Below are 12278 nucleotides of genomic sequence, written 5' to 3'. Positions count from 1 at the left end.
CGCATGGTTTTCCAGGGCTCCAGCGCCGCCATCTCGCATACCGGGAAGGTGCGCTCGAACAACCAGGACTCGGGCTTCTGCGGCTCGAACCTGTTCGTCGTCGCCGACGGCATGGGCGGGCACGCCGGCGGTGACGTCGCGTCGAGCCTGGCGGTCCGACGGCTCGAGAGTCTCGACCACGCCTTCTCGTCGACGACCGAGGCAGAGGCCGCGCTGCGCGAGGCGCTGGCCGACACGGCCGCGGAGCTGATCAGCACCGTCAAGGTGCGCCCCGAGCTCGCCGGCATGGGAACCACCGTCAGCGCGCTCGTCATGGTCGACGAATACGCCGTGATCGCCCACATCGGCGATTCGCGCCTCTACCTCTTCCGCGACGGGACGCTCACCCAGATCACGACGGACCACACCTTCGTGCAGCGCCTGGTCGACTCGGGTCGCATCACCCCGGAGGAGGCCCGGTATCACCCGCGCCGTTCGGTGCTGATGCGCGTGCTCGGCGACATGGACCCCGATCCCGAGATCGACACGTTCATCATGCCCACGCAGCCCGGCGACCGATGGCTGCTGTGCTCCGACGGACTGTCGGGCGTCGTCGACGACGCGCACACCGCGAAGGCGCTCGGGCAGGGCTGGGCCCCCGGTCGCACCGCCGACAGCCTCCTCAAGCAGGCCCTCGACGGCGGAGCGCCCGATAACGTCACGATCGTCATCGTCGACGTCGGAGGTCAGCACCCCCTCTTCAGCGGACCGCCGACCGTCGTCGGCTCGGCGTCGCACCCGCTCGGCATCGAGGTGCCCGCAGCGCGTCCGCAGCGCAGCAGCTGGCTGCATCCTGCCCGGCAGGCCGCGAACGAGCCCACGCACTTCGAACCGGCCGCCGAGTTCCTCGAGGAACTGATCGAGGAGGACCGCCGCCGCGCACGCCGGCGCCGGCTCACCTGGTTCGCGGGCTTCATCGTCATCCTCGCGGCGATCGGCGTCGTGCTGTTCGGCGCCTACAGCTGGACGCAGACCCGCTTCTTCGTGGGCGTCGACGAGGACACGGTCGTGATCTACCGCGGCATCCCGCCGAGCATCGGACCGATCTCGCTCTCCTCGCCCGAAGAGGACACCGGGATCGCCCTCGCCGACCTGGCTCCGTACCAGTTGGACCTGGTCAAGCAGACGATCACGGCCGACTCCCTCGCGGATGCACGAGCCATCGTCGAGAACCTGCGCGTGGACGGAGGATCATCGTGACCGGCACCGCCGTCTCGGCCGACACCTCGGTCATCAAGGCGCTGCGCAAACTGCGGATGCCGCAGACGCAGCGCAACCGCGAGCTCGGCTTGCTGCTCTTCGCGTTCGTCATCAACGCCGCCGCGCTCGCCCTCGTGCAGCTCGGCAAGAACGACGCGATCGACTCCTCGTTCCTGATCTACTGCGCCGTGCTCGACGCGGTCGCGCTGGCGATCCACGTGGTGCTGCGCCTGCGCGCACGCGACGCAGATCCCTTCGTCGTTCCGATCGCGACGCTGCTGTCGGGCATCGGCATCGCCATGATCTACCGGATCGACCTCGAGGGCACCTCCGCGGGCTGGGACATGCTTGCCGTGCGCCAGATCGTCTGGTGCGCGATCGCCCTGGTGGCCGCTCTCATCGTGGTCATCGCCCTGCGCAACTACCGCGTGCTGTTCCGGTACACCTACGTCTTCGGGTTCGCCGGCATCGCCCTGCTGCTCCTGCCGTTCATCCCCGGCCTGGGTGTCGAGGCCGGCGCCGACGTCTGGGTGTCCATCGGCGGAATCGTCTCGTTCCAGCCGGGAGAGCTGGCGAAGATCGCCCTGGCGATCTTCTTCGCGGGTTACCTCGTGCGCACGCGCGAATCGCTCACATCGGTCGGCACCCGTTTCCTCGGTATCACGTGGCCGCGCGCTCGCGAGCTCGGCCCGGTGCTGGTCATCTGGGTGATCTCCCTCGGGATCATCGTGCTCCAGCGCGACCTCGGTACCGGAACCCTGATCTTCGGCATGTTCATCGCGATGCTCTACGTCGCGACCGGCAAGACGAGCTGGGTGATGATCGGCCTGAGCCTCGTGGTGGCCGGCGGTGCGATCGCCTCGCAGGTGCTCCCCTACGTCAAGGGGCGATTCCAGAACTGGCTGAACCCGTTCGACCCGGCGAACATCGACGCGGCCGGCGGTAGCTTCCAGCTCGTGAACGGCCTCTACGGTCTCGCGAAGGGCGGCTTCATCGGCACGGGACTCGGCCAGGGCCGCCCGTGGATGACGCCACTCTCGCAGAGCGACTACATCTTCCCCAGCCTCGGTGAGGAGCTGGGCCTCATCGGCCTCTTCGCCCTGCTGTGCCTCTACATGGTCTTCACGAGCCGCGGCGTCCGCATCGGCCTGGCCGGTCAGGACGACTTCGGCAAGCTCCTCGCGACCGGCCTGTCGTTCACGATCGCGCTGCAGGTCTTCATCATGGTCGGCGGCGTCACCCGCGTCATCCCGCTCACGGGGCTGACGACGCCGTTCCTGGCTGCCGGCGGATCGTCGCTCGTGGCGAACTGGATCATCGTGGCCCTCCTCCTCCGCATCTCGGATGCGGTTCGCTCTCGACCCCGGGTGGTGATCGGATGACCAAGGAACTGCGGCGACTCAGCTTCGTGATGCTGGCGATGTTCCTCGCGCTGTTCATCTCGACCAGCTGGATCCAGGTGATCCAGGCCCAGGCGCTGAACGAGAACCCGGGCAACCGGCGAACGCTGTACGACTCTTTCGAGGTGCAGCGCGGGTCGATCATCGCGGGCGGCTCGGTCGTGGCGGCATCCGTGCCGAGCGGCGATATCTACTCATGGCAGCGCCAGTACACGGATGCCGCCATGTGGGCGCCGATCACGGGCTGGATCAACCCCGTGCTCGGCTCACCTGCATCAGGGATCGAGCAGATCATGAACCAGTCGCTCTCGGGCACCGATGACACGCAGTTCCTCGCCCGCCTCGAGCAGATCATCTCGGGTGCACCCGCGCGCGGGTCGAACGTGCTGCTCACGATCGACCCCCAGATCCAGCAGGCCGCGTTCGACGCCCTGCAGGGGTACGAAGGCGCCGTCATCGCGAGCGACCCGTCCACCGGACGCATCCTCGCGATGGTGACGAGCCCGAGCTTCGACACCAACCTTCTCGCGTCGCACGACTCGGCCGGCGTCAACGCCGCGTACGACGAGCTCGCGGCGGACCCGCTGAAGCCGCTGTTCAACCGCGCGATCGGCGGCGACCTCAATCCGCCGGGATCGACCTTCAAGCTGGTGGTGACCTCGGCTGCACTCTCTTCGGGCAAGTACACGCCCGAGTCGACGTTCCCGAATCCCGCAACCTGGACCATTCCGGGAACGAGCAACACGCTCCACAACTTCGACCTGGGCACGTGCGGTCCGGGCGAGACCGTGACGCTCGCAACCGCGCTGCGGCTCAGCTGCAACATCCCGATGGCCGAGCTCGCCGTCGAGCTCGGAGACGACGCCATCCGCGAAGAGGCCGAGAAGTTCGGCTTCAACAGCGAGATGGAGATCCCGCTCCCGGCCGCCGCATCCGAGTACCCCCGCGGACTGAACGACGCCCGCACGGCGCTCTCCGGCTTCGGGCAGGGCGACGTCACCGCGACACCGCTGCAGATCAACCAGGTCTCGGCAGGCATCGCGAACGGCGGGATGGTGATGAAGCCGCAGTTGCTCGACTCCGTCGTCGCACCCGATCTGACCGTGCAGGAGAAGTTCGAGCCGAGCGAGTTCCAACGCGCTCTCAGCACGGATGTCGCGGAGCAGATGCGCACGCTCATGGTCGCCAATGTCCGTGACGGTGCGGCGAGCGGTGCAAGAATAGACGGCGTCGATGTCGCCGGAAAAACGGGCACTGCGGAGCACGGTCCAGGCGATCCGTACACGTTGTGGTTCACCGGCTTCGCGCCGGCGGACAACCCCCAGGTGGCCGTCACAGTGATGGTCGAGAACGGGGGCGGCCAGGGGCAGGCCGGGACGAGCAGCGGGATCGCAGCCCCCATTGCGAAGAAGGTTATCGAGGCGGTGCTGAACAGATGAGACCCATGCAAGGCGTGAGCTTCGGCGGGCGTTACGAACTGGATTCGCGGATCGCGATCGGCGGTATGGGCGAGGTGTGGGAAGCCACTGACCACGTCATCGGCCGCACCGTCGCGATCAAGATCCTCAAAGACGAGTACATGGGCGACCCCGGGTTCCTCGAGCGCTTCCGCGCCGAGGCCCGCCACGCCGCACTCGTGAACCACGAGGGCATCGCGAGCGTCTTCGACTACGGCGAGGAGAACGGCAGCGCGTTCCTCGTGATGGAGCTCGTTCCCGGTGAGGCACTGTCCACGATCCTCGAGCGTGAAGGCTCGCTGTCGTCGGACAAGACGCTCGACATCGTCGCCCAGACCGCGTCGGCCCTGCAGGCCGCTCACGCGGCGGGCCTCGTGCACCGCGATATCAAGCCGGGCAACCTGCTCATCACGCCCGACGGTCGCGTGAAGATCACCGACTTCGGCATCGCGCGCATCGCCGACCAGGTGCCGCTGACTGCGACCGGTCAGGTCATGGGCACGGTGCAGTACCTCTCCCCCGAGCAGGCCTCGGGGCACCCAGCATCCCCGGCGACCGACATCTACTCGCTCGGCATCGTCGCGTACGAGTCCGTCGCGGGCAAGCGCCCGTTCACGGGCGAGTCGCAGGTCGCGATCGCCATGGCGCAGATCAACGAGCAGCCCCCGCCGCTTCCCGCCACCGTCTCCGACCCGGTGCAGAGGCTCATCCTCGCGATGATCGCCAAGAAGCCCGACGACCGTCCGGCCTCCGCGTCGGCCGTCGCGCGCGCGGCATCCGCTCTCCGCCGCGGCGATCTGGCCGCCGCCCACGCCGCTGTCCCGGCGATCGTGGCCGGTGCCGGCACGAGCGATGTCACGCAGCTGCTCCCCGCCGAAGGAGGCGACACCGCGACGCTGCTGCTCCCGGCCGGGGCCGCCGCGGCCGGTGCCGGGCTCGCGGCCGCGGGTTCGGCGGGCGCCGCGTCCGAAGCGGCCGCCGTGGACGACAACCTGACCGAGACCCCCAAGCGCAAGCGCAGCCGGTGGACGTGGCCCCTCGTCGCTCTCATCGCCCTGCTCGTCATCGTGCTCGGCGGCACCCTGTTCGCCCTGCTGTCCGGCAACGGCGACCCCGAGCCCGCTCCCACGACGCCGACCGAGTCGGCGCCCTCGACCCCGGCCAACACGCCGTCGACCCCGGCGAGTCCGAGCGCGGCAACGACGATCAACGTCGACGGGCTGGGGCTGACGGGGCGTTCGTGCGAGGACGCCCTCGCGGTCGCCGCTCGCGCGGGCCTCGAGAACGTCACCTGCGCACCCGGGAACCCCGCTCCGAGCGAGGACCAGGTCGGACAGGTCTACGACGTCGTCCCGCTCGGCAACGTCAAGGCCACCGATTCGGTGACCCTGACCTCTTACGCGGAGCAGAGCCCGCTCGGCGCACCCTCCGCTCCGACGATCCAGTCCAACGGTCAGACCGCCACCAGCGTCACCGCCGGCTCCACCGTGCAGGTGATGTGGTCGAGCTACTCCTGCCCGGCAGGTCTCACGCCTTCGGAGTACCGCTTCACGGTCTCGGGCGGCACGTTCGGCAACGGCCAGACCACCTCGAGCTTCAGCCTGAACCAGCGTCCCGCGCCGGTCACGGTCGGAGACTCCGGCGCGCTCTCCGTCACCTACACCGTGACCTGTGCGGGTGAGAGCGGCGACCGCACGTCGCCCGCCTCCCCCGAGGCGGCCGCCACGATTCAAACGGCGCCTTCTCCGACCCCCAGCCAGAACGGCAACGGCGGCAACAACGGTGGCGGAAACGGCAACGGCGGAAACGACGACTGACCCGGTTCGACCATGAGTCCCACATCCGAGTACGAGTCGAACGCAGGGAGTGACGTGTCGGCAGAGCAACGTGTGCTGTCAGGGCGCTACCGCATCGACGAGCCCATCGGGCGCGGCGGAATGGCGAGCGTGTATCGGGGATACGACGTGACCCTCGGGCGCGACGTGGCCATCAAGGTGCTCAAGCGCGAGCTCGCGGACGACCCCGGTTTCCGCATGCGGTTCCGTCTGGAGGCCCAAGCGGCATCGCGGATGGCCCACCCGTCGATCGTGCGCGTGTTCGACGCCGGGGAGGATACCGAGATCGACCCCGACGGCAGCGAGCACTCCGTGCCGTACATCGTCATGGAGCTCGTGACGGGCCGCCTGCTCAAGGACATGGTCGAAGCCGGACCGCTCTCCGAGGAGGATGCCGTGCGCTACGTCGACGGCATCCTCGAGGCCCTCGAGTACTCGCACCGCGCCGGGGTCGTGCACCGCGACATCAAGCCCGGGAACGTCATGATCACCGACGCCGGGAACGTCAAGGTGATGGACTTCGGCATCGCCCGTGCAGTTTCGGACTCGTCGTCCACGGTCGCCGAGACGACCGCGATCATCGGCACGGCCGCCTACTTCTCCCCCGAGCAGGCCAAGGGCGAGCCCGTCGACGCGCGCGCCGACCTCTACTCGACGGGTGTCGTGCTCTACGAGCTGCTCACCGGCCGCGCGCCCTTCCGGGGCGAGACGCCGGTGGCGGTCGCCTACCAGCACGTCAGCGAGGCGCCGCTGCCGCCGTCGGAGATCGTCGACGAGGTACCGCGGGCGCTCGATGCGGTCGTGCTGCGTGCCCTCGCGAAGAGTCCGTTCCAGCGATTCCAGGACGCCACGGAGTTCCGGGCCGCGCTCGACCAGGCGGTCGGCGGCAAGCAGCCGACGAAGCGTCAGATGGGCGCTCTTGCGAGCGAGCTGTACGGACCGGATCCGCGTCACGCGGCCGAGACGGCGCGGTCGCTGCGTCAGCTCAGCACCGACAACACCATGCGCCGTACGCAGTCCGGCCCGCCCGTGAGCTGGATCTGGGCCGGCGTTGCAGTACTGGCGGCGCTGCTGATCGCGGTGCTCATCTGGGTGCTCGCCTTCCGCGACACCGGGACGACCGTTCCCAGCACCTCGCGCACCGTCCCCGAGGTCTCCGGGAAGTCCTGGGACCTCGCGGAGAACCTGATCGAAGAGGCGGAGCTCGATCCCGTCCGCTCCGACCGCAGCGACGACGCGGTGCCGGCAGGCGACGTCATCGGCACCGAACCGGCCGCGGGTATCACCCTGTCCCCCGGACAGCGCGTCACCGTCTACGTCTCGACCGGCCAGGAGATGGCCACCGTCCCGACGCTGCAGAACCTCTCACGCACCGAAGCGACCGAGGCGCTGCAGCGCGCCGGACTGCAACTGGGAACCGTGCGATCCCGCAACGATCCGACCCTGCCCGCCGGCACGGTCATCGAGGCCTCCGCTCCCGAGGGCTCAGCGCTCGCGATGGGATCGTCGGTGAACCTCGTGGTCGCGAGCGGCACCGTGACCCTGGTCGACCTCACCGGGTACACCGTCGAGGCAGCCGAGCGCGAGCTCCAGCAGGAGTCGCGTCAGCTGATCCCCGAGGTGGTCGAGGATCCGGGCTGTGCCGCGGATGCCGGCGGACGCACGGTCTCGTCGCAGTCGCTTGCACCGGGCGAGGTGCCGATCGGATCGACGGTCACCCTCCGGGTCTGCACCGGCAGCTGAGAGCAGCGCCTCGTCCGATCAGGCAGCGCCGACATCCCGTCGATGCGGATGCAGCCGGGCGCCACGCTCCCGCGCGGTGATCAGCCCGAGCGAGCCCAGCCAGTTTCCCAGCATCCGGTATCCGCCCTGAGTCAGCACGGACTCAGGGTGGAACTGGACGCCGACGATGGGTGCGACTCGGTGGGCGATCGCCATGACGGTGCCGCCCGGGGCCAGCGCGGTCACCCGCAGCTCGGCCGGCAGCGTCGCTGGGTCGACGGCGAGGGAGTGGTACCTGCCCGCCGTGAAGGTGTCGGGCAGTCCGTCGAAGAGGAACGACCCGTCGTGCCGCACGTCCGAGGTCATCCCGTGCATGAGCTCCGGCGCCTCGCCCACGGTGGCACCGAAGGCGACGGCGATCGCCTGATGACCGAGACACACCCCGAGCAGGGGAACCGCGGATGCCGCGGCCGCCCGTACGACGGCGATCGATGCACCCGCGTCCTCGGGAGTCCCGGGCCCGGGCGAGACGAGGACGCCGTCGTAGCCTGTCAGGACGCGTGAGGGGTCGAGGACGGCATCCGACTCCACCATCTCGGTCTCGGCGCCGAGTTCACGCAGATAGCCGACGAGGGTGTGGATGAAGCTGTCGTGATTGTCGATCACGAGGACGGCGGTCACCCTACCGTCGACTCCTCGCCGGGGGCGAAGAACGGCGCGACGGCGGGGAACACCCAGAAGAAGAGTGCGTAGACGGCCGCGGCCGCGAGGATGAGCAGGAAGACCACCCGGAGCCACCACGGCCCGGGGAGAACTCGCCACAGCGCTCCGTACATCAGGCGGAGACTCCCTCTGTCAGCGACGCCGGCGGTCCCGCCGAGGTCGGGGTGAACTCTTCGAAGACCGCATACGAGATGATGCGCTCGAGCATGTTGAGCTTCGGCGCGCAGCTCGTGAGGGTGAGGTACTTGCCGTTGGCACTGACATCCACCTGCTGCGGAACCGGGTTGAGCACCTCGATGGCGGTGTCCTGCACGTACTCGACGTTCCGGAAGCGGTAGGTGTACCAGCCGTCCTGGGTCTGAATGACGATCGCGTCGCCGACGACGAGCCGGTCGACCGGGTCGAAGGGCGCACCGGAAGTCCAGCGGTGCGCGGCGACCGCCATGTTGCCGTCGGCGCCCGGCATCGCCGATCCCTCGTAGTGACCGATGCGCCCCTGGTCGAGGATCGCCTTCTTGCCCGTGCCGTTGGCGATCGTGAACTGCCAGTCGGGACCGAAGCGCGGGACATACATGATGCCGAACTCGGCGCCCGGTTCGGGCTCGGCCATCACGGGAATCGCCGCAGGGTCTGCCGGCCCGGATTCTCCGGTGGGCGTCGGAGCCTCTTGCGCCTGCGTCTGCCACTGCTGCGCCAGCGCGGCGGCCTCGGCTTGCTTCTGCGATCCGATGATCATGTCGCCGAACCACATCTGCCAGCTCACGAAGAGCAGCATCACGACACCGGCGGTGAGGAGGAGCTCGCCGAACACGCTGATCACACTCGCGCGTCGCCGCGGACGCACCTGCGACCGACGTGAGCGTAGGGTCGGCGTACGGGTGCTCTGCACAGTCGCAGAGTTTATCCCTCGGCCCTGGAAGATCTCACTGTGGCGACGAGCCCACGGACCGAACCGGGCGTCGGCACGTCGATCCAGAGCCGGATGCTGCCGGTTCTGGCACCTGCGCCGTTCACGACGGCGGCTCCTCCGAGGTCATCGAGCAGCGGATGCATTTCGGCCGCGATCGACTGCGGCAGGTATCCGACGCCACGGCCGTTCGAGAAGGCGGCGACGTTGCCGCTGCCCCGGGATGCGTCCACCTCGGTACGCAGGACATAGGCACGCGGATGACGGCTCTGTCGCTCGCGGTCGTTGACCAGATAGTGGGTACGTTCCAGTCTCACCGCCCGCGACGGCAGTTGCCGAAGATCCGGCAGGTCATCGTGCCGGCTGACGCGACCGGTTACTGCGTGGACGATCTGTTCCCACCATGCGGGCATATCGGCCCCTCTCGATTCGGCATGCCGTCACCGAGGCGGAGCACTCCCCTACTTTCTCACGGCGGGCCTGTGGGAGTCCTGACGGGTGAGCCCGGGCGCTTCGAGGTCCGACGGCTAGGATTCTCCCATGGCATCTTCGAGCGACCACGACGACCCGACCGTGGAGCGACGCCCCGCAGATGACGCACCTAACCCGGTCTGGTTCAAGCCGATCATGCTGGGACTGATGCTCATCGGACTCGTGTGGGTGCTCGTCTTCTACCTGAGCAACTCCACCCTCCCCGTTCCCGGCATCGGCGGCTGGAACCTGGTGATCGGTTTCGGAATCGCCTTCGTGGGCTTCCTCATGACCACGCGGTGGCGCTGACCAGTTCTCCACATCGGGTGAATCACACCGGTGTGATTCCATCCCCACCTGGGGATAGACCTGTGGATAACTTTCGTCAGTACAGCGCGAGGGGCACGGCGAGCAGGGCGACCAAGGCCGCCGCGGTGGCGCCGAGCAACCAGATCTGGAGCTTCCGGCGCCGGATCGTCCGGGTGCGCGCGTAGATCAGTCCGACCAGAGCGCCCGCAGCCAGTCCGCCCACATGCGCCTGCCACGAGATCTGGACGCCGCCCCCGCCGCCGAGCCCGCTCGTGAGCAGGGGCAGGAACGTGATGACGAGGTTGATCCCGAGGACGACGGCGATGCCTGTGATGTTCGCGCCGATGTGACGGCCGATCACGAGCAAGGCGCCGAAGAGTCCGAAGATCGCGCCCGATGCTCCGACGACCGCGGACGTGAAGCCGAACAGGACGACCGCGACGGATCCCCCGAGGCCACTGAGCACGTAGAGCCACAGGAAACGACTGCGTCCGAGCATCGGTTCGAGGCTGCGCCCCAGCATCCACAGCGCGAGCATGTTGAGCCCGACGTGCCAGAAGCCGCTGTGCACGAACAGCACCGTGAACAGCCGCCATGGCTGGAAGGTCCCGCTGAACTGCGGGTAGAGCAGCGGCGGGTACAGCGCCAGAAGCGACTGCACCGCCGCGCCCGCGCCGGGAATGAGTCCCACGACGAAGGCGAAGAACGTCACGCCGATGATCCCGTACGTGACCAACGGCCGGGAATCGTCGGAGCGCACCGCACGCAGGATGCGCGGTGCACGGCGGGGACGCGGCGCGCCCGAGCTCTTCTGCTGATCACGCAGACATTCGGGGCAGATCACACCGACGGGCATCTGCGTCTGGCATTCCGCGCAGATGGTGCGCAGGCACCGCTGGCAGAGCACGAAGCTCTGTCGATCGGGATGCCGGTAACAGAAGTTGTCGGGGTTGCTCCGCAGCTCGGACGCGCTCACGTACCGCCTCAGACCGTGACGACGTCGATCGACGAGATGACCACCGGGTCGACCGGACGGTCCTGCGCGCCGGTCTTCACCGAGGCGATCGTGTCGACGACCTGACGCGACGCGTCATCCGCGACCTCGCCGAAGATGGTGTGCTTGCCCTGCAGCCAGGGGGTCGGGTCGGTGGTGATGAAGAACTGCGAGCCGTTCGTGCCCTCGGCCTTGCCGGTGATCGCGTTGCGGCGCAGTCCGGCGTTGGCCATGGCGAGGATGTAGGGCTTCTGGAAGTCCAGCTCGGGGCTGATCTCATCGTCGAAGTTGTAGCCGGGGCCGCCGATGCCCTGGCCGAGCGGGTCGCCGCCCTGGATCATGAAGTTCGGGATGATGCGGTGGAAGATGACGTCGGTGTAGAGCGCGCCCTCGCCGGGCTTGCCCGTGGCGGGGTCGGTCCACTCCTGCGAACCGTCGGCGAGGCCGATGAAGTTCTTCACCGTACGGGGGGCCTGGTCGCCGAAAAGGTTGACGACGATGTCGCCGTGGTTGGTGTGGATCGTCGCTACTGCGGTGTGCTGAGGCATGTGTGCCATTCTCGCACCTGTCAATGCCCTGCTGGCTGGAGCGCTCTCTGGCAAGATGAGGGAAAACGTCCCACGATGCAGGGAGGGCCCACGTGAGCCTCAGCCGCAAGCGCAAGAAGCAACTCCGCAAGCTCCAGAAGCAGGCGAACACCCTGTGGGAGTCGCAGCAGGTCCTGATGGGAGAGGCCGCCAAAGTCGCACGCGACGCCGGCCACCAGCTGGGCAACTACAACCGCGAGCACGTCAAGCCCGCCGTTCAGAACACCTACGAGCAGTACGCGGCGCCGTACGTCGACAAGAGCGTCCGCGCCACCCGCAAGGTGTACAACGGCGCCCTCATCCCCGCCGCTGGTGCCGTCGTGGGCGGCGCCCTCTCGGTGTGGGATGCCGCGAACGACACGCGTGAGCGCCTCGCCCACGGCCGCGGCGTCGACCTCGACCTGACGTCGGTCAAGAAGAAGGCCGCCAAGTACGGCAAGAAGGCGACGAAGAAGTTCCAGTCGCGTGCCGCACTGCCCGAGCCGAAGAAGAAGCGTGGCGCCGGTGGCGTCATCGCCCTGGTCCTCGGTGTCGCTGCCGCCGCCGGCGTGCTCTACGCCGCATGGCAGACGCTCCGCGCCGACGACGAGCTGTGGGTTGCCGACGACCCGCTGCGCGCTCCCGACGCCTGAAT

13 protein-coding genes are annotated in these 12278 nt (G+C 68.4%); 7 read left to right on the top strand and 6 right to left on the bottom strand.

Annotation, left to right across the window (positions count from 1 at the left end; translation table 11 throughout):
• Positions 1 to 3 precede the first annotated feature (3 nt).
• From CBF90_RS17680 to pknB, 5 genes are read left to right on the top strand one after another with little or no spacing between them, the layout of a single operon-like run.
• Positions 4 to 1239, top strand: a complete 1236-nt coding sequence (locus CBF90_RS17680; protein WP_088379735.1) for a PP2C family serine/threonine-protein phosphatase — start codon at positions 4 to 6, stop codon at positions 1237 to 1239.
• 56 nt (positions 1240 to 1295) lie between these two features.
• A complete protein-coding gene (locus CBF90_RS17675) occupies positions 1296 to 2621 on the top strand; it encodes an FtsW/RodA/SpoVE family cell cycle protein (RefSeq protein WP_088379883.1) in 1326 nt (441 codons plus the stop codon).
• Positions 2618 to 4078 carry a penicillin-binding protein 2 gene (locus CBF90_RS17670; protein ID WP_088379736.1) on the top strand — a complete coding sequence of 487 codons (1461 nt, stop codon included), beginning with the start codon at positions 2618 to 2620 and terminating at the stop codon, positions 4076 to 4078. The genes CBF90_RS17675 and CBF90_RS17670 overlap by 4 nt, the downstream gene beginning before the upstream one ends.
• On the top strand, positions 4075 to 5913 hold the full coding sequence (locus tag CBF90_RS17665; protein WP_071918825.1) for a serine/threonine-protein kinase: 1839 nt from the start codon (positions 4075 to 4077) through the stop codon (positions 5911 to 5913). Before CBF90_RS17670 ends, CBF90_RS17665 begins: the two co-directional genes overlap by 4 nt.
• Positions 5914 to 5925: 12 nt before the next feature.
• A complete protein-coding gene (gene pknB, locus CBF90_RS17660) occupies positions 5926 to 7674 on the top strand; it encodes a Stk1 family PASTA domain-containing Ser/Thr kinase (protein WP_172407765.1) in 1749 nt (582 codons plus the stop codon).
• A gap of 18 nt (positions 7675 to 7692) precedes the next feature.
• Here the strand turns inward: pknB and CBF90_RS17655 are convergent, their stop codons facing one another.
• The 4 genes from CBF90_RS17655 to CBF90_RS17645 all read right to left on the bottom strand — a co-directional run bounded on the left by CBF90_RS17655 (position 7693) and on the right by CBF90_RS17645 (position 9696).
• On the bottom strand, positions 7693 to 8334 hold the full coding sequence (locus CBF90_RS17655; protein ID WP_023953406.1) for an aminodeoxychorismate/anthranilate synthase component II: 642 nt from the start codon (positions 8332 to 8334) through the stop codon (positions 7693 to 7695).
• A complete protein-coding gene (locus tag CBF90_RS18325) occupies positions 8331 to 8489 on the bottom strand; it encodes a hypothetical protein (protein ID WP_023953408.1) in 159 nt (52 codons plus the stop codon). The genes CBF90_RS17655 and CBF90_RS18325 overlap by 4 nt, the downstream gene beginning before the upstream one ends.
• Positions 8489 to 9196, bottom strand: a complete 708-nt coding sequence (locus CBF90_RS17650) for a class E sortase (RefSeq protein ID WP_306460392.1) — start codon at positions 9194 to 9196, stop codon at positions 8489 to 8491. Before CBF90_RS17650 ends, CBF90_RS18325 begins: the two co-directional genes overlap by 1 nt.
• 80 nt (positions 9197 to 9276) lie before the next feature.
• Complete coding sequence (locus tag CBF90_RS17645; protein WP_088379737.1) at positions 9277 to 9696, bottom strand: hypothetical protein; 420 nt, start codon at positions 9694 to 9696, stop codon at positions 9277 to 9279.
• Positions 9697 to 9823: 127 nt separating this feature from the next.
• Here CBF90_RS17645 and CBF90_RS17640 point away from each other — a divergent pair, with 127 nt between their 5' ends.
• Positions 9824 to 10063 carry a cell division protein CrgA gene (locus tag CBF90_RS17640; RefSeq protein ID WP_023953414.1) on the top strand — a complete coding sequence of 80 codons (240 nt, stop codon included), beginning with the start codon at positions 9824 to 9826 and terminating at the stop codon, positions 10061 to 10063.
• 76 nt (positions 10064 to 10139) lie between these two features.
• Here the strand turns inward: CBF90_RS17640 and CBF90_RS17635 are convergent, their stop codons facing one another.
• Positions 10140 to 11039: a rhomboid family intramembrane serine protease gene (locus CBF90_RS17635; RefSeq protein WP_023953416.1), complete on the bottom strand. Its 900-nt coding sequence runs from the start codon at positions 11037 to 11039 to the stop codon at positions 10140 to 10142.
• Between the two features lie 8 nt (positions 11040 to 11047).
• On the bottom strand, positions 11048 to 11605 hold the full coding sequence (locus CBF90_RS17630) for a peptidylprolyl isomerase (RefSeq protein WP_036304728.1): 558 nt from the start codon (positions 11603 to 11605) through the stop codon (positions 11048 to 11050).
• A 92-nt stretch (positions 11606 to 11697) separates the two neighbouring features.
• On the opposite strand from CBF90_RS17630, the gene CBF90_RS17625 reads away from it, so the two are divergent.
• The gene (locus CBF90_RS17625) at positions 11698 to 12276 is read left to right on the top strand and encodes a hypothetical protein (protein ID WP_023953420.1); all 579 of its coding nucleotides are present in this window, start codon (positions 11698 to 11700) and stop codon (positions 12274 to 12276) included.
• The last annotated feature ends 2 nt before the right edge of the window (positions 12277 to 12278 follow it).

It is taken from the genome of Microbacterium sp. AISO3, from assembly GCF_002204305.1.
Classification (GTDB): domain Bacteria; phylum Actinomycetota; class Actinomycetes; order Actinomycetales; family Microbacteriaceae; genus Microbacterium; species Microbacterium arborescens.
This window is presented reverse-complemented; position numbering and strand designations above follow the sequence as displayed.

What these genes read in the sequence shown, in the direction of transcription:
- CBF90_RS17680 (WP_088379735.1), top strand. Translation starts at nt 4, where the DNA reads ATGGTTTTCCAGGGCTCCAGCGCCGCCATCTCGCATACCGGGAAGGTG.
- CBF90_RS17675 (WP_088379883.1), top strand. Translation starts at nt 1,296, where the DNA reads ATGCCGCAGACGCAGCGCAACCGCGAGCTCGGCTTGCTGCTCTTCGCG.
- CBF90_RS17670 (WP_088379736.1), top strand. Translation starts at nt 2,618, where the DNA reads ATGACCAAGGAACTGCGGCGACTCAGCTTCGTGATGCTGGCGATGTTC.
- CBF90_RS17665 (WP_071918825.1), top strand. Translation starts at nt 4,075, where the DNA reads ATGAGACCCATGCAAGGCGTGAGCTTCGGCGGGCGTTACGAACTGGAT.
- pknB (WP_172407765.1), top strand. Translation starts at nt 5,926, where the DNA reads ATGAGTCCCACATCCGAGTACGAGTCGAACGCAGGGAGTGACGTGTCG.
- CBF90_RS18325 (WP_023953408.1), bottom strand. Translation starts at nt 8,489, where the DNA reads ATGTACGGAGCGCTGTGGCGAGTTCTCCCCGGGCCGTGGTGGCTCCGG.
- CBF90_RS17645 (WP_088379737.1), bottom strand. Translation starts at nt 9,696, where the DNA reads ATGCCCGCATGGTGGGAACAGATCGTCCACGCAGTAACCGGTCGCGTC.
- CBF90_RS17640 (WP_023953414.1), top strand. Translation starts at nt 9,824, where the DNA reads ATGGCATCTTCGAGCGACCACGACGACCCGACCGTGGAGCGACGCCCC.
- CBF90_RS17630 (WP_036304728.1), bottom strand. Translation starts at nt 11,605, where the DNA reads ATGCCTCAGCACACCGCAGTAGCGACGATCCACACCAACCACGGCGAC.